This window comes from Nostoc sp. FACHB-892 (assembly GCF_014698795.1).
GTDB lineage: Bacteria > Cyanobacteriota > Cyanobacteriia > Cyanobacteriales > Nostocaceae > Nostoc.
Genome location: NZ_JACJTR010000034.1, coordinates 36,602 through 61,585 on the forward strand (window position 1 = coordinate 36,602; position 24,984 = coordinate 61,585).

Genomic DNA, 24,984 nt, shown 5'->3' on the forward strand with positions numbered 1-24,984 from the left:
CGCTGACATGGTTTCTAACAGGTATAAATAAATATTAGACAAACTCAGATACTACCTTCGTTGGTTAGCTTATGTTAAACAACATTACGTTAAAAAACCTAAAAATAGGTGCTAAATTTAACTTACTTTTAATATTAATTTTCATAGTCAGTATTTTAGGTAGTGGCGTTGCCTTATCTAGTGTACTTCAGCGAAGGGCACAAAATGAAGTGGCTTCCCAAGCGCAGATTCTTATCCAAATGGTGAATGCAGTTAGAAACTATACACAAAATCGTATAGTTCCCCTATTGGAACCTAGTCTAGATACTAACCCAACGTTCATGCCTGAAATAGTACCAAGTTTTTCCTCTAAAGAGGTTTTTGATAATTTTCGTAAAAAGCCAGAATATAGAAATTTTTTTCATAAAGACGCAACACTTAATCCAACTAATTTAGCAGATAAAGCCGATAGTTTTGAAACTAAACTTGTAGAGCGTTTTCGCAACGAACCCAATACTCTAGAAATTACTGGCTTTCGCAACTTGGCAGAAGGCGAAGTATTTTACATTGCACGACCACTCAAGATTACACAGCAGCAATGTCTGCAATGTCATACTACACCAGATCAGGCTCCTAAGAGTCAGTTGTTAACCTATGGCTCGGAAAATGGTTTTGGCTGGCAACTCAATCAAATTGTTTCTGCCCAAATAGTCTCTGTTCCTTCCGAAGATATTTTTGCCAATGCTAAACGGACTTGGATATTAATTATGGGACTTTTAATTGCGATCTTTGCGCTCATAGTTTTCTTAATTAACTTCTTAATCAAAAAATATGTGATTCAACGCATCAGAAGAATAGAGAAAATAGCTCAAAAAGTTAGTATTGGTGATATGAGCGCTGATTTTGAAGAAAGCTCTAATGATGAAATTGGCGGGTTGGCGGAAGCATTTAATCGGATGAAAGCTAGCTTAAAAATAGCTATGGAGATGCTGAATAACCAAAGCTAATACATTGATCAGGCGAAGCCTTCGGCGGGCTACGCCAACGCATCTCGCGCTAAAGCCTTTGGAGTTAGAGTTTGGGGTAGTCGCCGCCATCCCGAACCGCTACCAAATTTTGATAACCACATTAAATGAAGGATGGATTGCGGGTGCTGGATTAGATACAGTGGCTACAGAACCTCTACCACCGGAAAGCCCCTTGTGGTCGTTGCCGAACGCCTTTATCACACCCCATTGTTCAGCCCTGTCACCACGACTGAGAGAGCGTATAGCACAACTGTTTATCGACAATCTCAAACGCTACCAAACTGGTCAACCCTTATGGAATGTCGTAGACAAACAAGCGGGATACTGATTCCGAATTTACTTTTGATTTTGACTTGGATTGATTGGATCTATGCGTTTTTCATGATTTGACAATCGTTCAAACATTTGCATTAAGCCTAACTGCATTTCTGGCGTAAATTCCAACGTGCCAGAACGCATATGTAAATCTAATTGAGGGAAGGGGATTTCAATTTGTCTTTGCTGTAATATTTCGTAGATATTGTAGTATAAATCACTTTTGAGCAAGAATTGTTTATTAGGTTCCGCAGTCCATACTAATAACTCAAAATTTAAGCTGTTGTTACCAAACTCTTTAAACAGTACTAGAGGAGAAGGAGCCTGTAATACATTGGGATGCTTAGAGGCTGCTTCTAACAAAGCAGCTTGTACAACTTTGGGATCTGAACTATAAGCAACGCCAACAGGGAGATGAATCCGGGAAATCGGGTTGCGGTGGCTCCAATTGATTACTTCTTTTTCCAAGAAGCGAGAGTTGGGTACAATAATTGAAACGTGGTCAAGAGTCCGAATCTCGGTACTTCTGCCACCTATTCGCTCGACAGTACCTGTATATTCCCCAACTTCCACAAAATCTCCAACCTGAATTGGACGCTCAAATACTAGTACTAAACCACTACCAAAATTCTTTGCAATATCCTGTAAACCAAAGCCAATTCCAACGCTTAAAGCACTTGCTAAGATTGTCAAAGAGCTAATGTCAAGCCCCCAAATTTGTAGCAGTACTAGTGTGCCAATAAAAATTAAACCATATTTGAAAAGTATTACTATCGCTTCTTGAGCGCCACGATTGATTCCAGTAAAAGATAGAATGCGAGAACGTAAAAAATTGGTTAAAGTTCCAGCAAAGATAACTAAGCCAAACAACAAACCAATTAAAATTATTAACTCAGTAAGAGAGTAAGGATTCTTGCCTAATGTCAGAATAGGTGAGGTGAAACTGGTGATTAGGATATTTGAAATTTGGTAGCTCCATTGACGAGTGAAAGGAAAGAGATTAGTGATATAAAGAATCGCACTTATCCAAAGTGCAACACGCATACTCGCCAACACTAATTTGAAAAATAACTCCAATAATTTTAGTAGTTCCGAATTTGGTATCTCATTGTTAGGAGTAGTTAAACGTTTTGATGCTACTCGGAAAAAGTGATGCTTAATCCATCCTAATAGCCAAGTGAATCCGGCAGTTATGAGTAAAATTGCTACTGCTACAAAAGTTGTTTGTTGGAGATAGGTTCTAGTTCGCTCTAAGCGAGCTTGCTGTAACGCTTGTTCAATTTGCTGCCCCCAAATTCTTGCCTGCTCATCAACTGTGCTACCTGGAACAGTATCTTGTTCTGTAACTGTTAACAAATAGCGGTCATTTAGCAAAATAGTAGGTAGCTGGTTACGTTTTTCAATTTTAACTTGAACAGATTCAGAAGTTTGAATCGCATTTTCTAGTTGTGAATTGATTAAATTTGTTCGTTCTTTAGCGCTATACTGTCCAGAATCGCTGATCTGAAAAAGCTGTTGCCCATCCAAGATAACTGGAGCTTTGGTTAATGCTTGAGCAACGACAGGAGTGAACCAGAGAAAGAAAACAAAAGCTAGTACTGCGATGAGAATATTGAAATATTTTAATTGCAGTTGCAAACGACGAAAATAAAGCATTCGGATTCTAACAAGATAATTTGAGCCAAGCTAATTAATATTAACTAGATTTTGTCACAACCAATTGTTTACCATAAAATAAAATCAATAGAGATAATTTAATTTAGAGTTACATAACTGTTAACGAACGACAAACCAAAGAAGCATTTATGCATTGTTCAGTGCTACAGACAACCGATGCTTTTGATGCAGAGTTTGTAATTGTTGCGATCGCTTCACTTTTGTAGCAAGCCGAGTGACATCGCCCAAAATCTAGACTCCGGTTCCTTAGCGATACCTGTGACGAGCTGCGCCTATGCCTTTCCCCCGTAGTATAGCGAGTCTTATCTGCGACACGCTACGCGCAGCGTCTTTGCAAGAGAAGGGGTTGACTTTCCCTCTGCTGGGGTTTGAGAGACAATCAATATAGAAGTATAATTACTCATACATCTTCCGAGAGAAGCCAGCTAACTAAAATATTTGTAATAATTCTCAGTAATTGTTGTTACATACTTTTATTCATGAAATTTTAATGCCCTAACTGATTATGACAACTTGATTAAAGGAAAGTTTTTTATGTCAGCCCACGACTTGGAAGGATTTTTTCACACACAATTAGTCAAACACGGTGTGAACTACGACTTGGCTGCAAAAGCAGCTAAAATATTGGCTTCTGGCAAACCTGATGAGCTATTAACAGCAGAAGAGAAACATTTGGCTACAGAAGTTTGTCAGCAATGGTCGAAACAGCGTCAATGTATAGAGCGACTCAATTCTCTTTTATAAAAGCGAATAAGAATATTTAGTAAAAATTGTTACTTTAGTTATATATCTCAAGGATAAATTAGCCTTGAATGTTTATCTCTAAAGAATCATGAATTTAGTAGATTTGCAGAGCTAACTTAAAGCATATAAGACAACTCAAATGAAAAGTATTTTGAGGTTTCCACTACCTCAAAAACTACAACGCTTTAATTAGTTGCAAGGAGTTCTTTTATGTCAGATACTAGTAATCGTGGCTTTGCTTCTATGGATGAAGACAAGCAACGTGAAATTGCCAGCAAAGGCGGACAAGCAGCCCATGAGAAAGGCACTGCTCATGAGTTCACTTCTGAAGAAGCTCGTGAAGCTGGGCAAAAGGGTGGCGAAGCTGTAAGCCAAGATAGAGAACATATGTCCGAGATTGGTCGTGAAGGTGGCAAGAATTCTCACAGTGGTGATTGAGCTTTGGCTCAGTGCCGTAAAGTCCTTTGGGCATAGCTGCGCTTACCGCCTTCTTTAGCAGAAGGCGATCGCAATTAAGATAATCATGCCACTTAATTAAGTGGACAAGATAGGTAAAGAAAAGTTTTTTGACAGGATTTGAAATTACGCATTGTACAATCAGCAGTGTCTGATTGTACAATGCTGTTTGTGAGTTCAAGCATAAGTTTGTCAAAACTATGATTAAAAGACTGATTATTGCGTAAGGCGATCACACATAAAATTCTATTTTTTAAAGCATAACTTTGCCATAATTATATTTTTCAAGTTTCAGCTTGCCGTAATTAATTAAGATCATCTAAGAGTTTTCTATAGTAGTTTTTTGACTAATATATCTTCTTTAACTTTCTATTAAATCCCTTTGAAAACTGCAAATTGGGAACTTGTATTGAGCGCAGCCGAAATATTATTAATTGCGAATTGGTTGAATGCTTCATGCCGATTGAGTCATTGTCTGAAAATCGAATCACGCTCATCATGAGGGGCAACAATTGCGTAGGCGTAGCCCGCCATAGGCATCGCTTGCATTGGAGTATAACTAAATTTTACTAAGAATCGCTTGGACAGCTGCTTCATCGGTAATCAATCCCGTAATTAACTGGCCACGTAAAGCAGCCAGAATCGCTTCTGTCTTTTTCACGCCGCCTGCCACACCAATGATCAGCCGACAAGCTGGTTGTTCAAGTGGTACACTAGCAACCCGGTTGTTCGTTCCTTCTTGCACCAATACTCCGTAACGATCGTAAGCCCAACCCGCAATTTCCCCTACTGCCCCCAGTTCAATCAATTCAGCCACCTCATCGTCATTGATGAAGCCATTTTGATGCAATGGAGCATTCCAGGCGATGTCGCTAATGCCGACAAATGTTGCTTTAGCTTGCTCTGCAAGAGTTTTAACGGCGATAAACGATCGCTGAGTCTGCAACAATTCCCGTTCTTCAATGCTAGTTGCTACAACCGGAGTCGGCACTGGATAAGCTTGGGAACCGACGCGATCGGACAAATGCATTACGACTTCGTGATGACCTGCACGCCCACAGTGTGACATATTCCCAATAATCGAAACAATTTTATGCTGGGGTTGGTTCATTGAGGGGATTTGCTCCACCATTGCTCGTAATGTACGACCTGAGGAAAACGCCAGTATGGTTGGGGTTTTTGCAATCAGATAAGCCTCTAAGTGGGTGGCAGCAGATACAGCAATTCCATTGAATGTATCACCACTACCTGCGTCAGTTGGTACTACTTCACAAAGCGACAGCCCAAACTTATTGCGTAACGACTCAGCCAGAGCAATGCATTCACTCAGGGGATGATCGAGTCGAAATTTAATCAATTTTTCACTGACTGCAAGTGCCACTAGGCGCTGTGCAGCTTGCCGGGACACATTGAGCTTTGCGGCAATTTCTTCTTGCGTATTACCAGCGATGTAATAGAGCCAAGCAGCATGAGCAGCCAAATCTAATTTGCGATCGCGCCGTTCCAAAAAAGGTTGTCCCATATACTACCTGCAAAAAGTATGTATCTACTAAAAGAATGATTACATTTTTGAATATATGTCTAAAGAAATACTTTTTGCTCAAACTTTACATTTTTATTCCCCCCCAGTAACCTCTAAGTTAAACCCAGTAATGTAGCTTGCCTCTTCGCTCATCAGGAACGCTACTCCATTCGCTACCTCCTCCAAACTTCCCAAACGCCGCATTGGCACTGAATTGATCATCTGTTGCTCAACTACCTTGGGATTGGCATCAAAGTATTGTGACCCCACTGCTGCCTGCAATTCTGTTTGCCGCGTCCACATAAAACCAGGGCCGATGAGCGCAGGTGAGAGCGCATTCACCCGAATGCCGTAAGGAGCCAAATCTTTTGCTGCTGTCTGAGTCATTCCAATCACCGCAAACTTGGAAGCACCATAAGCTAGCATATTTGGCGGCCCAACTACCCCTGCATAACTCGCCATATTAACGATCGCACCTCCACCTGCATCGCGCAAGTGCTGTGCAGCCGCCTTGAGAACGTGAAAAACGCCAACAACGTTAATGTTGATGACCTTTTGAAAGTCTTCCTCAGGATATTCGTCTGTTTTGGCAAATGCTCCTTGATAACCCGCGTTATTAAAAACATAGTCGATCCCCCCAAGCTGCTCTACCGCACTAGTAAAGGCTTTGACAACATCATCAGCAGATGTAACATCACAGCGAAATGTGCCAACTGGAACGTTGTAGCTTTTTAATTCCTCAGCCACATCTGTCATCTTCGGTTCATTCAAATCTAGCAGCACTATACCTGCTCCATTAGCAGCAAAACGGTGTGCAGTTGCTTTGCCAATATCTCCTGCACCACCTGTAATCAGGATAGTCTTACCTGCAAACTGATAAGTTGCTGTTGCTGTCATAGTTTCAACCTCATTATTGAAGATTTGTTGCAAATGTTCGTCATTGAAGTGGGGTTGGTATGATTCTATTATTGAGCTTTTACTCAAAATTAGAGCATAAAATCAAAAAATTATTTCGTTAGGTTTTTTACTTTAAAGGAGTCATGCGATGCGTATCCCCCGCTTCGCTAAAGTGCTGGTTGCATTTCTCGCTGGAGTGATGCTGGTGCAACTTCTACACGCTTGTTCACCACGTTCACAAGCCGCAGAGAAAACTAGACTGACGATCGCCACCGTTAATAATGGCGACATGGTGGTGATGCAAGGGCTTTCTCGCAAATTTGAGTCAGCTAATCCCGATATTCAACTCAGGTGGGTTGTGCTAGAAGAAAATGTGTTGCGCCAACGCACAACTACAGATGTTGCTAGCCTTGGTGGGCAGTTTGATGTCATGACCATCGGTTCTTATGAAACACCAATCTGGGCTAGGCGGGATTGGTTAAGACCCTTGGATCTAGGCGCAAACTATGACGTAAATGATCTGCTCAAACCCATACGAGAAGGACTTTCCAACGATGGCAAACTTTATGCCGTGCCCTTCTATGGGGAAAGTTCCATGCTGTACTACCGAAAAGATTTGTTTGAGAAAGCCGGGATTACGGTTCCTCAACAGCCAACCTATCCCCAAATGAGAGAATGGGCAAGCAAAATCCATAATCCAGCAAATGGGGTTTATGGAGTTTGCTTGCGCGGAAAACCCGGTTGGGGTGAAAATATGGCATTTGTTTCCACATTGGTAAATACCTATGGTGGGCGGTGGTTTGACATGAAGTGGCAGCCAACGATTAACACTCCAGCCTGGAAAGAAGCGATCGCCTTTTATGTTGATTTGCTTAATAAATATGGGCCGCCGGGAGCTAGTTCCAATGGATTTAACGAGAATCTGGCGTTATTCTCCACAGGCAAATGCGGGATGTGGGTAGATGCAACCGTTGCTGCGGGGTTGTTATCTAATCCGAAAGAATCCCAAGTTTATGATAAAGTTGGCTTCGCCCGTGCGCCAATTGAAAGATATCCCAACGGCTCAAATTGGCTTTGGGCTTGGGCGCTAGCAGTTCCGAAAACATCAAAATCACCCGAAGCCGCACAAAAGTTCGTTGCTTGGGCAACCTCTAAAGAATACATCCAACTGGTTGCCAAGGAAAATGGCTGGATTGCTGTACCACCAGGAACTCGAACTTCCACTTATGAAAATCCCAACTATCAAAAAGCTGCACCTTTTGCTGAAATCGTGCTGGGAGCAATCCAATCTGCTGATGTTACCCGTCCATCCGCAGAACCAACTCCTTATAAGGGAGTTCAATACGTTGATATTCCAGAATTTCAAGCGATCGGTTCTTCCGTCGGGCAAACCTTGGCAGCAGCGTTAACCAATCGGATTTCGGTAGATCAAGCTTTGCAGCAATCGCAGAGATCGACTGAACGCTTCATGAAACACACGGGTTATATCGAGTGAAATCTTTATTTTTCTCTCTGTGTCTCTGTGGTAAAAAATTAATTTATTTAACCGCAGAGGCGCAGAGAACACAGAGTAGTTACCCACAAAACTTTCACATAGATTATGTCTTCTTCATTAGCGGTAAAACCTCAACACGAAACGCCACCACCCACGAAGCAACGGACTACGCGGCAAGTATCAACCTTACCTCTGGTTGCACCTTCGGTTGTTCTCCTACTGCTGTGGATGATTGTGCCTCTGGTGATGACTATATGGTTTTCCTTTCAGCGGTATAACTTGCTGAATCCAGATGCACGCAAATTCATCGGGATTGAAAATTTCACGTTCATCCTGAGTGACTCAGCTTTATGGACATCGATCGCCATCACAATAGTTTTGGTTGTTTCTGTCCTGGCAATCACAATTGGTCTGGGTACATTACTAGCAGTGTTATTTGACCAAGACTTTTATGGTCGTGGAGTGGCGCGAGTACTGGCAATCTCGCCGTTTTTTGTGATGCCCACGGTTAGCGCCCTCATCTGGAAAAATATGCTGATGCACCCAGTAAATGGGTTGTTCGCGCAAATTACCAGAGGCTTGGGTTTAGGCGCAATTGATTGGTTTGCTAGCGTCCCTCTGCTGGCAATCATCATGATTGTCTCCTGGGAATGGCTTCCCTTTGCTTTGCTGATTTTATTGACTGCCATTCAGTCACTCGATCGCGATCAGTTAGAAGCAGCACGAATGGATGGGGCAAATGCGATCGCTCTATTTCGGTTCGTCATGCTACCGCATCTGAGCCGCGCCATTTCTGTGGTTGCTATGATCGAGACAATTTTCTTCCTAACCATCTTTGCGGAAATCTTTGTCACCACAGGCGGCGGGCCAGGGCTTGCAACTACTAACCTTGCCTACTACATCTTCTTAAAAGCCTTGCTGGAATTTGATGTCGGCGGTGCTTCAGCAGGTGGATTAATTGCCGTAATTCTTGCCAACATCGTGGCAATCTTTTTGATGCGTAGTGTTGCTCGTAATTTGGATACCTAACATGGCACGTAAAACCTCAAAGCTTTGGCTATGGACATTGCTTGGCTGGCTTGCCGCTTGCATCTTGTTTTTCCCGATTTTTTGGATGTTTATCACCAGTTTCAAAACGGAAGTAGCGGCAGTTTCAACTCCCCCGCAGTTATTTTTCCGCCCGACATTGGAGAACTATGTTGCCATCCAAGACCGGGCAAATTATTTCAATTATGCGTTTAACAGCGTAACAATTTCCCTGGGAGCGACTATACTCGCGCTGCTGCTTGCTGTACCTGCCGCCTACGCAATGGCGTTCTTCCCAACGAAACGTACCAAGGGCACTTTACTGTGGATGCTGTCCACCAAAATGCTGCCACCTGTGGGTGTGCTAGTGCCAATCTACATTTTGTGCCGCAACGCCGGGTTGCTGGATACTCGCATCGGTTTGATTATTATTTATACCCTGATTAATTTGCCAATCGTCGTCTGGATGATTTACAGTTTCTTCAAGGAAGTTCCTAAAGAAATTCTCGAAGCCGATCGCATGGATGGAGCAACCACTCAGCAAGAACTTGTGCATGTGTTGTTGCCATTGGCAGTGCCCGGAATTGCATCCACTGCCTTGCTTTCGATTATTTTGTCCTGGAACGAAGCATTTTGGAGCTTGAACTTAACAACAGCAGATGCAGCGCCACTTACAGCCTTTATTGCTTCATTTTCCAGCCCTCAAGGATTATTCTGGGCAAAACTTTCAGCAGCATCAACACTCGCGATCGCACCAATCCTCATTTTCGGTTGGTTAAGTCAACGGCAATTAGTTCGGGGTCTGACTTTTGGTGCGGTGAAATGAGTGAAGGCAGACATTCTTACAGCTTTGCGTAAAATCGTGGCGAATTGAGGGTTGAGATTTAAACGCAAAGGGGCGCAGAGGTAAGCGCAAAGGTACGCAGAGAATTTGCTACGAATTAATTAAATGTTGCACTCTTCTCTGTGTGACAAAAAACTTAAACCCATTAATGGAAACAACTTATGTCAACAGTTGCTTTAAGAAATATCCATAAAACCTACGCCGACACAGAGATCATCAAAGGCATCGATCTCGACGTTAGCGATCGCGAGTTTGTCGTCTTCGTCGGCCCCTCCGGTTGCGGAAAATCAACCTTACTCCGCATGATTGCTGGACTTGAGGAAATTTCCTCCGGCGATTTATTCATTGATGGGCAGAAAGTCAATGATATACCTCCTGATAAACGCGGTTTGGCAATGGTGTTTCAAACCTATGCCTTATATCCTCACATGACCGTAGCGGAGAATATGGCGTTTAGCCTCCGGCTTGCGGGTATGCAGAAAGCCCAGCGTTATGAAAGGGCGCGTGAAGTTGCTCGTATCCTGCAACTAGAGCTGCTTTTAAATCGGAAGCCCAAAGAATTATCGGGAGGACAACGCCAACGGGTAGCGATCGGTCGTGCTTTGGTGCGTAATCCCAAAGTATTTTTGTTTGATGAGCCGTTGTCTAATCTTGACGCTGCTTTGCGGGTGCAAATGCGGATTGAGCTTGCCGGCTTACACGACAGCTTGCAAGCTACGATGATTTATGTTACCCACGACCAAGTTGAAGCAATGACCTTGGCTGACAAAATTGTGGTGTTGCAAGGCGGCATTATCGAACAAGTCGGTTCTCCTCTAGAACTGTACCACCATCCCCGTAATCTATTCGTCGCCGGATTTATTGGTTCACCGAAAATGAACTTTATTTCGGTGACAGTTTCAGCCGTTAGTGACTCTGGAACAACAGTTAGACTTCCTGGTGACGCAACTGTAATGATTCCAGTGAAACCTAAAACCCTGTCGGTTGGCGATCGCGCAACATTAGGAATTCGTCCCGAACATCTGCTGCTTGATCGCAATAACCCAAGCTTGAATGGCGAAGTATTAGTCGTAGAACGATTAGGCGGAGAAACCTATCTCTACGTCAAGATTGCGGGTGGTGAAACCATAGTTATGCAAACAGACGGAGATAATCCTGCCCAATTGCACGATTTCGTTCCTATCTATATTAATGGTGAACTTTGTCATTTGTTCGATCAAAGCGGTCAAACCATTCCCAAAGCTCATCGTCACCATCTAACTCTGAATGAATCCCATGAACAGCAATATCATCAGCACAGGATCAGCAATCAAGCTGAATGAAGCTTCTCTGTTTAATTTAGGAAATAACGTTCGCGTACCCAATTACGAGCGCCATCAAATCACTAATGGTATTGTCCATATTGGTGTGGGTGGGTTCCATCGGGCACATCAGGCGTTATACCTGGATAATTACTTTCATCAAAATCCCGGTAGTGAATGGGGAATCTGTGGAGTTGGGCTACTAGAATTCGACAAACGGATGCGGGATGCACTGAATTCGCAAGATTGTTTGTATACCTTAGTTGAAAGATCCACAGAAGGCGATCGCGCTCGTGTGATTGGGGCAATTACAAAATATCTGTTTGCCCCAGATAACCGCCAAGCAGTAATCGACACCTTAGCAGATCCCAAATGTCGCATCGTCACCCTAACTATTACTGAAGGAGGCTACTACTATATTGAAGGTAGCGGTGAATTTGATACCAATCACCCAACAATTCAGTACGATTTGCAGCATCCTAATGAACCAATTGGAGTATATGGTTTTTTGACAGCAGCCCTTGATCGCCGCCGTCAACAGGGAATAGCACCATTTACAGTATTGTCCTGTGACAACTTGCAAGGTAACGGTAACATTGCCCGCAAAATGTTGACCGCATTTGCCCAAATGCAGAACCCGGAATTGGGACGTTGGGTTGCTGAACAGGTGGCCTTTCCCAACTGTATGGTCGATCGCATTACCCCCGCCACCACCCCAGCAGATATCAAAATGGTGGCGGAACAATTCAACATTGATGATGCCTTTCCAGTTGTTGCCGAACCGTTTCTTCAGTGGGTAATCGAAGACAATTTCAGTGCAGGTAGACCCGATTGGGAATCCGTTGGCGTTCAGATGACTAGCGATGTTCATCCCTATGAGATGATGAAAATCCGGCTACTCAACGCCAGTCACTTGTTAATAGGTTATCTCGGCTCCTTGGCAGGTTATACATACGTTCATGAAGTCATGGCAGATCCATTGATTCGCCAAGCCGTTGATAATTTGATGGCAGAAGTTACACCCACACTCCAACCTGTACCGGGGATTGATTTAGATAATTACAAAAAAACTTTAATTGAACGCTTTGCCAATCCTAAGATTCGAGATCAACTGCCGCGTCTTTGCTTGAATAGCTCCGCCAAAATGCCAAAATTTGTTTTAGGCTCAGTCCGTGACGCGCTGCATCAAGGAGGGACAATTGATTACATGAGCTTAACTGTTGCTGCTTGGTTCCGTTACCTCAATGGGCTGGATGACCAAGGTAACGCCATTGCCATTGATGATCCAATAGGAGGTACTCTGACTCAACTAGCTCATACCAGTGATTCCGATGCCAAACCATTGCTCAACCTCACTGAGATTTTTGGCGATTTATCGCAGTCGTCGCCTTTTGTTGAGTCAGTTACGAATCATTTACGCCGATTGTATGAGTTTGGAGCTAAAGAAACACTAGCCCGATTCTGAGAGAAAACCGATTTTCGATTATGAGTGGAGTCTATACCGAAATGCGAATTGAACCATACGAAGATAGTCATCTTGATGCCATCAAGAGCCTTTCGATTCGGGCATGGACTCCAGTTTTTGATTCGCTTGAGAAAGTGATGGATCTTGACGTGTACCGTTCATTCTATCCCGATTGGCGTGTCAGCCAAATTCATGCTGTCGAGGGAGTCTGTACTGCTGCGGACACAAAGGTGTGGGTTGCGATCGACTCCGGTTCAATCCTGGGCTTTGTAGCTGTGAAACTCCACCACGAGAGCAGCATGGGAGAAATCTATATGGTTGCCGTCGATCCAGACTATCAACGTCAAGGTATTGGCACCGCTTTGATGGAATTCGCTCTTGATTGGATGCAAGTTGCTGGGATGTCCGTTGCTATGGTTGAAACCGGAGGCGATCCAGGTCATGCACCGGCACGTTGTACCTATGAAAAGCTAGGTTTTAGGCTGTTCCCAGTCGCCAGGTACTTCAAGAAGTTGGGTTAGTTAACGATAAAGGATTCGGAGGGGCTATTGAGCGACATTGTAGTTGGCTTAGACTTGGGTACAGGAGGAGTACGAGCGATCGCAGTTGACCTGCAAGGGCAAATTATCGCTCAGGCAACCAAAAGCTATCCCCTGTTAACTCCACAACCTGGTTGGACGGAACAAAATTCATCGGATTGGGTCGAAGCAAGTTTGGATGCTCTTTTGGATGTTACTCAACAACTAAACGGACATCAGCCGATTGCCCTCGGTTTGTCTGGACAAATGCATGGGATGGTTCCTCTCGATGTAGAGGGGAAAGCAATTAGAGCAGCAATTTTGTGGAACGACCAGCGCACGGGTAAAGCTGTTGCCGAGATTGAAGCCACCATTCCCCGTCAGGAATTAATTCAGCGCACTGGAAATCCGGCAATTACTGGCTTTCAACTGCCGAAGCTCATCTGGTTGCGGACTGAAGAACCAGAAGCATACACTCGGTTGTGGCAGATTCTTTTGCCAAAAGATTATCTAGGATATGTGCTAACCGGCGAACCAGTTACAGAACCATCTGATGCGTCTGGTGTCGGGTGTCTGAATCTAGCAAATCGGCAATGGGATACAGATATTCTCCATGCTCTCAATATCAATCCAGCGTTGTTTCCCCCAGTGAGCGAATCTACTGCGATCGCCGGACGGCTAAAATCAGAAATAGCCGCCCGTGTGGGATTACCCGTCGGATTACCTGTGGTTGCAGGCGGAGGTGACAATGCCGCAGCAGCAATCGGTTTGGGCATCTCATCAAGCAACTTGAACCGGGGTAGTTTGAGTATTGGCACATCGGGAGTTATTTTTGCACCGTGCGATCGCCCAATTCCCGATCCAGAAGGTCGGGTACATTTGTTCTGTCATGTGGATGGTGGCTATCATCTCTTGGGAGTGACGCTAGCAGCAGGTGGTTCTCTGCGTTGGTATCGAGATACATTTGCACCGCATATATCCTACACCGAGTTGATGGATATGGCAGAGCGATCGCAGCCTGGTGCGCGTGGTGTTCTATTTCTACCCCACCTTTCAGGAGAACGCAGTCCTCACCTCGATCCAGATACTCGCGGTGCTTTAGTGAATTTGTCATTGGCTCATACGCCAGCAGATATAATTCGTGCTGTTCTCGAAGGAGTTGCATTCAGCTTGCGTTCAGCCTTGGAAGTTATTAGCGCGATCGCTCCTGTGAATCAACTTTTGGCAACGGGTGGAGGGGCACGCTCTAATATTTGGTTACGCATTTTAGCAGATGTTTTGCAAACAGAACTTATTGCTCCCAAAGCCCAAGAAGGAGCCGCTTACGGAGCAGCTCTTTTAGCAATGGTAGGGGTTGGTGCATATCCAAACTTAGAAACTGCACTCAATATCTTCGCGCAAGATAGTATTGTGGTACAGCCGCAGGCAAATCTTTTGTATGAAGTAGGGTTTAAGCGCTACAAGCTACTTTACGATACCTTGAAAGCTGTTCGTTAACAGAACTTAGAGCAAGTTTATAAAGAAAATCTAAAGGTAGTAAATAGCGATCGCCTGAAAACAGGATAATGCAGCTGAACTGTCAAATCCTTCCCATTCAACCTAAAATTATGGCATCTACACCTAAAATTCTCGCCTTTGCCGGCAGCACCCGGATTGATTTTTACAACAAAAAATTGGTAAAAATCGCGGCTGCCTGAGCGCCAGCAGCCGCAGAAGTAACTTATATAGACCTCCGCGATTTGCCCCTACCTCTTTATGATGAAGATTTAGAAGCTCAAGAAGGACTACCAGCCAACGCTTGGACTTTTAAGGACTTAATGATTTCTCATCAAGGATTGCTGATTGCTTCGCCTAAATATAACAGTTCACTCACAGCAGTTTTGAAGAATGCGATTGACTGGGCATCCCGTCCAGCCCCAAATGAAGCACCTTTGGCTGCTTTTGCAGGTAAGGTTGCTACTATTATGAGCGCTTCTCCAGGCGCTCTTGGTGGTTTGCGCAGGTTGGTTCACCTGCGGTCTATTTTGGGAAACATCAAAGTTTTGGTACTTCCCGATCAAATAGCAGTATCCAAAGCTTACGAAGCCTTTAATCCTGATGGCACGTTAGTAGATCCTAAACAGCAAGAATCTATTGAAAAGCTAGGCGATGGCTTAACAAAAATATTGCTGAAGCTTAATTAAATTATTCAATTTGACAGTTTTTTGGAGTTCCCTAACTTTGAGCCTGAGCCAGAATCGGTAAGGTAATCACAAATTCTGTTCCAACGTCCGGAGTAGAATTCACATCCAAAGTTCCACAATGTTTTTCTACAATAATAGACTGAGCGATCGCTAATCCTAATCCCGTTCCTTTACCAACACCTTTCGTAGTAAACAAGTGGTCAAATACTTTTTGTTTAACTGATTCACTCATGCCTTGACCATTATCAGCAATCTTCACCTCAATTTGTTTGTTTTGTAATAATGTGGTGGTAATGATAATCCGATTAGGATTGGCTTTAATCTCCCCAAAACTCCGGTCTGTATTTGATTCATCCAAGGCATCAATAGCATTCGCCAGGATGTTCATAAATACCTGATTTAATTGACCAGGAAAACATTCTACTTGAGGTAAATTACCATAGTTTGTGATAACTTCAATGGCGGGACGTTGTTCATTTGCTTTCAGACGATGTTTGAGAATGAGAATGGTACTATCAATGCCTTGATGGATATTAAAAGGTACTTTGTAGTCTTGATCGGCACGGGAAAAAGTGCGGAGACTGGTACTGATATTTTTCAACCTATCACACGCTATCGTCATCGAATCAATCATCTTGGGCAAATCTTCTAAGCTATATTCCAAATCAATTTCTTCGGCATGCTCAATAATTTCCTCATTTGGATTTAGCAGACTTTCTTGGTATAGTTTCAGATGTTTAAGGATATCTGCAAATACAGGTTTACTTTGTTCAAGGCTAGCAGAAATAAAACCAAGAGGATTATTCATTTCATGAGCTACCCCCGCAACAAGATTTCCCAACGCAGACATTTTTTCATTTTGTACTAGTTGAAGTTGAGTTTCTTTGAGATTTTGGAGTGTTTCTTCTAATTGGGTTGCTTGTTGGCGAGTTTCCAGCAGTAGATCGGTTTGTTGGAGTGCAACTCCCATTTGTGCAGCAATTTGTTGGGCAAATTCAATCTCAGAAGGTTGCCAGTGACGCGGGCGATCGCATTGGTGAATGCAGAGTAAGCCCCAAAGTTCGTGATCTTGCATAATTGGTATAACCAATGATGCTTTAACATTAAACTGTTGCAAAATTGCCCGATGACAATCTAAAACTTCTGCGGTTTCAATATCCGATATTGCACAAAAGCGTCCCTGTTTGTACAGGGTTGCATAGTTCTCTCCAAAACAATGGTCTTGAATTTTTACAGCTAAACCAGAAGGGAATTGAGGTAGGACATCTTCGGCAATAAATTCGCCATATTCGTAATTTACCCCAAGATGAAATTGATAAATTCCGACGCGCGAGACATTAAGGATTGAACGAATATTTTGAGTTACTGCACGAAAAATTGCACCTAAATCTAAAGACTCCCGGATCTGATTCACAACATTAAATAAGGTTTTTTGCTGCTGGAGAGTTTGTTGGATATGTTGAGATTTTTCTTGAGATTCTTTATAAAGACGAGCATTTTCTAGAGAGATGGCAGCTTGCACAGATAACATTTGGATAACTTTGATGCGATCGCTAGTAAATACCCCTGCTACTAATTTATTTTCTAAATAGAGAATACCTACTAAATGTCCTTGATTAATAATCGGCGTACAAAGTACACTCTGGGGTTTAAATTCGAGCAGATATTCTTCAAATAACCCAGCTACATCTGTTTGGCAGTTATCTATAACAACTGTCTTTTGAGTATTTTTGACATAATTGATAATTTTTCTAGGAATATCTTCACAAGTATCTAGTGATTGTGATTTAAAAATAGTTTTGATGGGATTTGAAAAATTATCTTGGTGATTAATAAAGGTAATTGCCTTGACTTTTAAGTTTCCATTTTCAGAAAGAATTAAAGCAAATTTTTTTGCCCCAGAGTTTTCGAGAATAATTTTCGTCAGGCTAGCAATAATTTCATCGAATTCAATACTACTAGAAATAGCTTGAGCCGCTTTCAGAATAGACATAAAGTCTAAAGTGTTGGAAATGTTGGTTCTACTAATAATGGAAGTTTGACTGGATAAAGATATCGAACTGTGAGCAATAGGAGCGATGGTTTCTAAGGAATTAAAGCTGAGTTTTTGTTGATGTAGAATGGGTTGGAGTAATTCAGGATAGCGTTTTTCTAAGTCATCGATTTTAGCTTTTGCTCCCCACCGAGCATAACAGTAGTATGCTTCTTGCATATATCCTTGGGCTGCTTTTTCTTTATCCAGTTCCAGGTAAAATTTGGCAGTGAGTTCGTTGGCGATCGCTTCTTCTTGCAGATAACCGTTGGCTTTAGCTTCGGCAATGGCGCAATCGTAAAGTTTCATGGCTTCCAGGTATTTTTCAGCAATTCGCGATCGCTCTGCTTCGACCAGCAAATACTTATGCAAGAAGTTTTCTGAACAGCTTTCTGACCAGATTTTGAGTTGGGCTTGATTGGTTTCAATCTGCTGCAAGACATCGCTACGCTCTGCTTCTGTCAAACTTGAATAGCCGTTGCACAAAATGATAGAGCTGTAGTAATAGTAACCAGCAGAGGTGGTAAATCCTGCACAACCATTCAGAAATTTACCCGCCTCCGTAACATAGTGAATGTCTGGCTTGAACCCCTGAATTAGGCAAGCTCGATGCATTTGTAAAATGTAATACGTACCAAGTGCTGTGTGAGACTGTAATGCTTCAGAACGCTCAACCCAAGCCTGCTCTAATGTTGCGATTTGTTCTTGCTCATCTAGAGATTGCGAGAGTTGGTTGACAAAGAAACGGCAGGCTGAAAGGATACTTAGCAAAAAATCATGCTTTAGTTTCTCTCCAATTAGCCAATATTTATCAATGTCGAGCGCAATATCTGCTAGATTTTCACCTTGAAACAGTCGATTACAAATATTACTGTAGAGGTTGTATCCGGCATGGGGGATTTCTCCAGACTCCACTCCCGCAAGAAACCCTTCATAATTAATCTCAGCTGCCCCCTGTATCGGCTTCGCCCACACCTGAATACAGCAACCTAACATAAAGCTAGCCCCTGATTGCTGAAATTTACTATTGAGCTTATAGCTCAGTTGTAGGGAAAGGTCAGCGAATTCAAGTCCTTGCTGGTACTGACTATGCATCAGTCCAATTAGAAAACCGTAGGTAGCATAAGCTTTGATTGATTCAGCAGTATTACCCTGCTCAATCGATAAACGGACTGCTCTGAAGGTAGCAAAACTGTACAGGTCGAAATCAGAGACAATATAGGCTGGTGGTTGCAGAATAATCAATAATTCGATCGCGGCTCGAACTTCTGGATTAGTTGCAGCAGGCAAATTCAGTAAAGTGGCGATCGGGCGATTTTTCATGCGTTCTTGAACAACAGCAAACTCTTCTTGAGCTAATTGTTTCAAGCTATATCGATCAACAGTGATACCAAGACTTTGTAAACCTTCCAAACCCGCCTGGATTGATTCGGAAAATTGCCCTTGCAAGGAATACTGAGTAACCTTTAAAACATAAATTTTTGCTCTATCGATATTTGAGTTGGCAAATTCGAGTAAGATTAATACCGTTTCTTCTAATAACTGAAAATCTCCACTCATCAATGCGGCTTCTGCTAAATTGAAATGGAGATCAAATACCAGACGATACCCAGAAATTTCAGCATCTTTTGTCAGCAATATCCCGACTTGTAAATAAGTCTTTGCCGCTTCATAGGCTGTGGAAGCTTTCGCTTTTTGACCCGCACTTAAATTGAGTTCCGCAAGCTGTTTTTTCTCGCTTTCATCTTGAAGTAAAAATTTACCAATGTTGATTTGGTTAACTACATCAAAAATTCTGTCCTCTAGTTCTGCGGTTGATAGATTTCCTAGCAGTAGTTTGCCGATCTGGTAGTGAGTTGCTTGCTTTTGGCTTTCAGGAATCAAAGAATAGGCTGCTTGTTGAATGCGATCATGCAAAAATTTATATACAATAATTTCAGAATTGTGTTGAGTAACAGCTTGATTTTCTGACCCAACAAAAAACTTATAAACCTCACTTTGGGGTAAAATTAAACCATCCTGTAAGGCACTCCATAAACAGGCTGCTGTTTCTATTTTTGATTGTTGAGAAACAATTGCTAAGGTTTCTAAATCAAACTGATTACCTATGCACGCAGCTAATTTTAAAACATTTTGAGTTGATTCTGGCAATTTTTGTAATTGTAATGCCATGAATTCAACTACATCACTGACGAGCGATCGCTGACTAATTTCTGCTATGTCACATTGCCAATGACCTTGCTCATAATTAAAATAAATTAACCCATCTTGATGTAACGCTTTGATAAATTGTATAGCAAAAAATGGATTACCTTGAGTTTTTTTATAAAGTAATTTTGACAGTGGCAAAGCTAGATTTTCTGTACAATCTAAACTGTCAGCCACTAACTGATTTAATTTGGATTCATTTAGCGGCTTGAGAGTAATAGTATTAATTTCCGCGCCATTTTTTTGGATGTCATCCAATGTCAACATTAAAGGATGGGTTGCAGAAACTTCATTATCTCGATAAGCACCAATGAGTAGTAAAGAGGCGTAATTTACCTCACTCATTAAAGATTGCAATAGTTTCAATGAAGCAGAATCAATCCATTGTAAATCATCTAAAAATATTACCAGTGGATGTTCTTTATCAGTAAATAATTCAATAAATTTTTGCAATAGTAAATTAAATCGATTTTGTGCTGCAATGCCTGATACTTCTGGCACAGGAGATTGTTTGCCAATAACTAGTTGTAACTCCGGAATCACTTCAATAATTACCTGGGCGTTATCGCCTAATGCTCCAGTAATTTTATTTTGCCATTGTTTGATTTGTTGATCGCTTTCAGTAAGTAATTGCCCTATTAAATCACGGAAAGCTTGCACAAACGCCGAAAAGGGAATATTTCGGTTAAATTGGTCAAATTTGCCCTTAATAAAATAACCGCGTTGTTTGACAATCGGTTTATGAACTTCATTAACTACCGCAGTTTTACCAATACCGGAAAACCCTGCAACTAAGATCATTTCACTGTTGCCGGCGGCTACTCTCTCAAACGCTTTTAGTAGTTTCTCGACTTCCGTTTCTCGACCATATAATTTTTCTGGAATAATAAATCTGTCACAAATATCTCTTTTGGCAATTTCAAAATATGTAATTGTTCCGGTTTCTTGGATTTGATATAAACATTCTTCTAAATCATGCTTTAATCCTAAAGCACTCTGATATCTATTCTCAGCATTTTTTGCCATTAATTTCATGACGATATCAGAGAATACCTGGGGAATATCTTCTCTGTTACCTAATATGAGCGGCATTTTCGCAATGTGACAATGCACCAACTCCATTGGATCATCTGATTGAAAGGGTAATTCTCCAGTCAGCAATTCGTAAAAACTCACACCCAAAGAATAAAAATCACTGCGATAATCTACCCCTCGGTTCATCCGCCCAGTTTGTTCGGGAGATAAATAAGCTAGAGTTCCTTCTAATAAATTAGGATTAATTATTGTTTGAGTTTCTCTGGGAAGAAGAGAAGCAATACTAAAGTCGATTAATTTTACTTGTCTTGTTTCGGGATGAATTAAAATATTTGCAAGTTTAATATCTTTATGAATAATATCATGATGATAAAGATGATTTAAGGTATCGCACAGAGATATTGCAATTTGTAAAAACTTAATTAGATTTTGTGGTTCTCCCCCTATCTTCCCCTCTCTACCCCTCCATTCAGAAAGGGATACTCCCCCAAAGTCTTCCATTACCAACACATAGCCGTTTTGATAGGGTTCCAAGCTGTAAGTTTGGATAATTCCGGGATAGTTAAGATTTTTGGTAATGGTGTACTGATTACGAAATTGTACAAGTTCGCTAAAGCTAGGATAAGGATTTTTCAGCAGTTTAATCACCACTGGTAAGGAGTCAGTTTTCCGATATCCCCGATAAACTAGAGTTCGAGAACCGTTGTAAAGCTCTTCGCTAACTTCATAACCGAGAATACTGACTTGGGTGCTAAACATACTATGTTTTTCCTTTTAGATTTCTTCATGCCTTCTCTAATATCAATCATTTGAACTCTGACTGCATTGGTGTAATTAATGATATTCTGATCAAGAAATAATGAAGAATGCTCTAGAATTTTAATTAGCAATGAAAGTTAAGAGGGATTAGCAAATATAAAGTTTAGCTATCTTGTGCTACGCCGTTCTCCTGTTATCGATGGCAATTGTGGTACTTGCTGCCAGAGATTTTCCCATTGGTTGCAGAAATCATCTACGTCGCAAAAAATTTGTGTAACGTCCAGGCGAGATACAAAGAACTTCCAACTAAAAAAATATCCCATCCCTGCGGGACGCTAGGCGTAGCAAGATCCCCAAAGGGTACGCATTTAGGGCAGGGAGCAGGGAGCAGGGGGAGAAACTAGTCGTGTTGAGTCCAGAAATTAAAAAATGGTCGCTGAATTGTAAATTATAAATTCATATTATTGGAGAATATTGATTTTGGTAGCATTCCATGCACACCTTTGTGGGGACTGTTCACAACTTGAGTGATATGAAAATTCACAGCTAAACTACACAATACATAAGCATCTTCTGGCGACAAATTTGTAAAGCGTTCCAGAAAATCAATCATATTTTTTAAAGCTAATTCTAAAGCTTCATCTAAAGTTTGAGCAAAGCCCATTGTGATGATATGAGTTGGAGTTTCAGCAATTGGTGTTGTCAGTTGTAAATCTTTGCGAAGTTTGAGGGTAATTCTACCGTTCATCGAAGTTTCAATGGCGGTGACATTTACTTCACCGTCTCCCTGTGCAGAATGGCCATCACCAATAGAAAATAATGCACCTGGTACGAAAATCGGCAAAAATAAACGAGAACCAGCTTGTAGTTCCCGGTTGTCGATATTACCACCGTAAGAACCTGGTGGAACAGAAGTTCGAGAAGTTTCTGGGGTAGCGACACCAAGAATCCCAAAAAATGGTTTGAGGGGAATTTTTATGCCAGCACCCGCCGGAAATTCCGCGATATTGTTTGCTAAATCTAGAGGAATGAATCTCAACGCAGGTTGAGAAAACTGATGTGGTAAAGCTCCCCAACCTGTACGAATGGCATTGAAACCGATGGGTAAACTAGGTGCGATCGCATCTAATTGTACTTCTAAAACATCCCCTGGTTCGGCATCACGCACATAAATCGGCCCTGTTAGTAAATGCGGCCCCCCAGCAATTTTGCGTTCTGGTAGAAGATTTTGGCAGATATCGAGAAATTCTGGCGTGACAAATTTAGGTGGTGCTTTGTCATAAACGTAGTAACCAGTATAAGTTTCCACATCAACCGTATCACCTGAATCAATAGTGAGTGCTGGTTCTAGCAGATGGGAGAAACCACCTAAATGCACAGTTTCTTTTGAGGCTTTTAAAATGTAATGAGTCACGTTGCTTCACTCCAATTAAAAATTTAAAATTCAGATGAAAGAATGCCTACTAATACTCGTACTAAATCTTCTAAACCTTCAGGAACACGATAAAGTTTAATGTCTTCTGTAATTAGCTTTTGTTGTCTATTGAGTGTACCAAATTTCCAGTCATCTCCATTAGTAACTGCGCCAAATAAAATTGATGATTGGTCATCTAGAGACTGATCCAGAGCTATTAATTCTACTGCTAGCTGTGTAAACCCTCTTCTGATATCTGATTGTTTTGCTTCAATCACCAATAGGGAATTAGATTTATGTAAATAATAATCCAAAGTACCTTTGAGCTTTTCATCCACATTAATTGGATACTCACTATATAGTTGAGCTTTTGTCTGATCGCAAATTTCGGCAAGGATAGGAGCAATCATAAATTCTCTGATTGATATCTCAGCCGTTGGGTTAAAAAGCTTTATATTGCGCTGTAAGTAATTTTGCAAAAATTCTAAATAGCTAATATCAGCAAAGTATCTTGGTAATTCTAGCTCTGTACGATCGTAGCTATACTCAAACTCAGCTACTACATCTATTGTTGGGTTAGTTAACAAAAAGTATTGACTAAAAGTGTAACTTTGCTCAGGTTTTAAAATTCTATATTTGTTCATGATTTTTATTGTTAATGAGCTACACCAGAGATATTACGAATTACAATTAGAAATTAATAATTGATCTGATTATCTCAATAATTTGCTAAACTCCAACTTTAGGGATAGCAAATAAGAACAATTTGAGCAGGGAATTTGGAGGGGTTGTAGAGTGGCTGATGATGAACGCATAGTCAATGCACAACAGATAAATCCAAAAGACTTTTCATGGGGATTATGGCCTGTTGTGCCACTCTACCCTTATGGCAGGCGGCAGACAATTCGCAAAGAAGTGATCAAAGACACAATTTGGAATTTTGACCAGATTCAGGGCATTTTCTATGTTGTTGTACCGATTCGCATGACTGTGGTTAAGCTCGTAGCCGGGGGTCTTCTCATCTATGCGCCTGTTGCACCAACCCCAGAGTGCATCCGGCTTGTAAATGAGTTGGTGGCGGAACACGGTCATGTTAAGTACATTATCCTGCCAACTATCTCCGGTATAGAACATAAGGTATTCGTCGGGCCCTTCGCCAGATATTTTCCGACTGCACTGGTGTTTGTGGCTCCCCATCAGTGGAGTTTCCCGCTAAATCTCCCACTTAGTTGGCTTGGCTTACCTCCGAAACGAACTCAGGTACTCCCAGAAGATAGTAGCAAAACTCCCTTTGCTGACGAGTTTGATTATGCAATGCTGGGTCCCATCGAGCTTGGCCCTGGTCGGTTTGCGGAAGTTGCTTTTTTCCACAAGCGATCGCATACTCTTTTAGTAACAGATTCTGTACTTTCTATCCCAGAAGATCCACCTGCGATCGCACTTTTAGATCCATATCCCTTACTATTTCATGCCAAGGATAATGCTACTGATATTGTTGCAGATATTCAGGCAAATCGCCGTAAGGGTTGGCAGCGTATCTCGTTGTTTGCTTTGTACTTTCAACCCAACGCACTAAATATCCGCCAATGGAGTCAGGTGTTGCAAGATGCCTTAAAAGCACCAGAACGCTCAAAGAAAGCTTATTTTGGATTGTATCCTTTTAAATGGCATCCAGATTGGCAGCGATCGTTTAATGCTTTGCGAGGTGATGGGCGTTTGTTTGTCGCGCCAATTTTACAGACGCTGATTCTCAACCGCGCACCGAAAGAAACCATTGACTGGGCTGATAAAGTTGCTAGTTGGGACTTCGAGTGGATTATTCCCTGCCACTTTGATTCACCGATTAAAGCCGAGCCGCATCAGTTTCGCCAAGCTTTCTCTTTTTTAGAAAAGCAGCCTGCTGTCAGTGCGGGTTTGTTCAGCAGTAGTAGCTATCCCTTGCCAGAGGAGGATTTTAAACTACTTAAAGAAATCGATACAGGTTTAAACAAGTTTGGGATTGTGCCATCAGCAAAGGAGAAAGTGTAGGGCGTGAGTTTGTTTTTCGGCTCAAACCCAGTTATGGTAACAATGATGGCTATATGAG

At 41.9% G+C, this 24,984-nt stretch carries 16 protein-coding genes and 3 pseudogenes; 13 read left to right on the top strand and 6 right to left on the bottom strand.

What is annotated here, in order from left to right; translation table 11 throughout:
- The first annotated feature begins 71 nt into the window (after positions 1 to 71).
- Together H6G96_RS29830 and H6G96_RS29835 are read left to right on the top strand one after the other, a co-directional pair.
- The gene (locus tag H6G96_RS29830) at positions 72 to 986 is read left to right on the top strand and encodes a DUF3365 domain-containing protein (protein ID WP_190916322.1); all 915 of its coding nucleotides are present in this window, start codon (positions 72 to 74) and stop codon (positions 984 to 986) included.
- Positions 987 to 1,025: 39 nt separating this feature from the next.
- Positions 1,026 to 1,335 (top strand): annotated as a pseudogene (locus H6G96_RS29835) (NAD(P)-dependent oxidoreductase); the annotation flags it as partial.
- Positions 1,336 to 1,343: 8 nt separating this feature from the next.
- Here the strand turns inward: H6G96_RS29835 and H6G96_RS29840 are convergent.
- A complete protein-coding gene (locus H6G96_RS29840; protein ID WP_190916324.1) occupies positions 1,344 to 2,978 on the bottom strand; it encodes a mechanosensitive ion channel domain-containing protein in 1,635 nt (544 codons plus the stop codon).
- A gap of 555 nt (positions 2,979 to 3,533) precedes the next feature.
- On the opposite strand from H6G96_RS29840, the gene H6G96_RS29845 reads away from it, so the two are divergent.
- Positions 3,534 to 3,743 (top strand): hypothetical protein, encoded by a 210-nt coding sequence (locus H6G96_RS29845; protein WP_190916326.1) that lies wholly within the window; start codon positions 3,534 to 3,536, stop codon positions 3,741 to 3,743.
- 210 nt (positions 3,744 to 3,953) lie between these two features.
- Positions 3,954 to 4,169, top strand: a pseudogene (locus H6G96_RS29850) (KGG domain-containing protein); the annotation flags it as partial.
- A gap of 589 nt (positions 4,170 to 4,758) precedes the next feature.
- Here the strand turns inward: H6G96_RS29850 and H6G96_RS29855 are convergent.
- Both H6G96_RS29855 and H6G96_RS29860 read right to left on the bottom strand, forming a co-directional pair.
- Positions 4,759 to 5,721 (bottom strand): sugar-binding transcriptional regulator, encoded by a 963-nt coding sequence (locus H6G96_RS29855; protein WP_190916330.1) that lies wholly within the window; start codon positions 5,719 to 5,721, stop codon positions 4,759 to 4,761.
- A 93-nt stretch (positions 5,722 to 5,814) separates the two neighbouring features.
- Positions 5,815 to 6,618 carry an SDR family NAD(P)-dependent oxidoreductase gene (locus H6G96_RS29860; protein ID WP_190916332.1) on the bottom strand — a complete coding sequence of 268 codons (804 nt, stop codon included), beginning with the start codon at positions 6,616 to 6,618 and terminating at the stop codon, positions 5,815 to 5,817.
- A 148-nt stretch (positions 6,619 to 6,766) separates the two neighbouring features.
- Between H6G96_RS29860 and H6G96_RS29865 the strand changes: the two genes are divergently transcribed.
- From H6G96_RS29865 to H6G96_RS29900, 8 genes and pseudogenes are all read left to right on the top strand, one after another.
- Positions 6,767 to 8,113, top strand: coding sequence for a sugar ABC transporter substrate-binding protein (locus tag H6G96_RS29865; protein WP_190916334.1), 1,347 nt, complete (start codon positions 6,767 to 6,769; stop codon positions 8,111 to 8,113).
- A gap of 105 nt (positions 8,114 to 8,218) precedes the next feature.
- Positions 8,219 to 9,142 (top strand): sugar ABC transporter permease, encoded by a 924-nt coding sequence (locus H6G96_RS29870; RefSeq protein WP_190916336.1) that lies wholly within the window; start codon positions 8,219 to 8,221, stop codon positions 9,140 to 9,142.
- 1 nt (position 9,143) lies between these two features.
- Positions 9,144 to 9,965: a carbohydrate ABC transporter permease gene (locus H6G96_RS29875; RefSeq protein ID WP_190916338.1), complete on the top strand. Its 822-nt coding sequence runs from the start codon at positions 9,144 to 9,146 to the stop codon at positions 9,963 to 9,965.
- A gap of 179 nt (positions 9,966 to 10,144) precedes the next feature.
- Positions 10,145 to 11,305, top strand: coding sequence for a sn-glycerol-3-phosphate ABC transporter ATP-binding protein UgpC (gene ugpC, locus H6G96_RS29880; RefSeq protein ID WP_190916340.1), 1,161 nt, complete (start codon positions 10,145 to 10,147; stop codon positions 11,303 to 11,305).
- On the top strand, positions 11,259 to 12,749 hold the full coding sequence (locus tag H6G96_RS29885; RefSeq protein WP_190916343.1) for a mannitol dehydrogenase family protein: 1,491 nt from the start codon (positions 11,259 to 11,261) through the stop codon (positions 12,747 to 12,749). The genes ugpC and H6G96_RS29885 overlap by 47 nt, the downstream gene beginning before the upstream one ends.
- Before the next feature lie 20 nt (positions 12,750 to 12,769).
- Positions 12,770 to 13,270, top strand: coding sequence for a GNAT family N-acetyltransferase (locus H6G96_RS29890; protein ID WP_242063442.1), 501 nt, complete (start codon positions 12,770 to 12,772; stop codon positions 13,268 to 13,270).
- Positions 13,271 to 13,297: 27 nt separating this feature from the next.
- Positions 13,298 to 14,764, top strand: a complete 1,467-nt coding sequence (gene xylB, locus H6G96_RS29895; RefSeq protein WP_190916345.1) for a xylulokinase — start codon at positions 13,298 to 13,300, stop codon at positions 14,762 to 14,764.
- Between the two features lie 221 nt (positions 14,765 to 14,985).
- A pseudogene (locus H6G96_RS29900) lies at positions 14,986 to 15,450 on the top strand (NAD(P)H-dependent oxidoreductase); the annotation flags it as partial.
- A gap of 31 nt (positions 15,451 to 15,481) precedes the next feature.
- Here H6G96_RS29900 and H6G96_RS29905 read toward each other — a convergent pair.
- The 3 genes from H6G96_RS29905 to H6G96_RS29915 form a co-directional block, all read right to left on the bottom strand.
- Positions 15,482 to 21,484 carry an AAA family ATPase gene (locus H6G96_RS29905; protein ID WP_190916347.1) on the bottom strand — a complete coding sequence of 2,001 codons (6,003 nt, stop codon included), beginning with the start codon at positions 21,482 to 21,484 and terminating at the stop codon, positions 15,482 to 15,484.
- A gap of 448 nt (positions 21,485 to 21,932) precedes the next feature.
- Positions 21,933 to 22,898 (bottom strand): acetamidase/formamidase family protein, encoded by a 966-nt coding sequence (locus H6G96_RS29910; protein ID WP_190916349.1) that lies wholly within the window; start codon positions 22,896 to 22,898, stop codon positions 21,933 to 21,935.
- A 23-nt stretch (positions 22,899 to 22,921) separates the two neighbouring features.
- Entirely contained in the window at positions 22,922 to 23,542 is a 621-nt protein-coding gene (locus H6G96_RS29915) for a hypothetical protein (protein WP_190916351.1), read from the bottom strand.
- A 151-nt stretch (positions 23,543 to 23,693) separates the two neighbouring features.
- Here H6G96_RS29915 and H6G96_RS29920 point away from each other — a divergent pair, with 151 nt between their 5' ends.
- The gene (locus H6G96_RS29920; protein ID WP_190916353.1) at positions 23,694 to 24,926 is read left to right on the top strand and encodes a DUF4336 domain-containing protein; all 1,233 of its coding nucleotides are present in this window, start codon (positions 23,694 to 23,696) and stop codon (positions 24,924 to 24,926) included.
- Positions 24,927 to 24,984 lie beyond the last annotated feature (58 nt).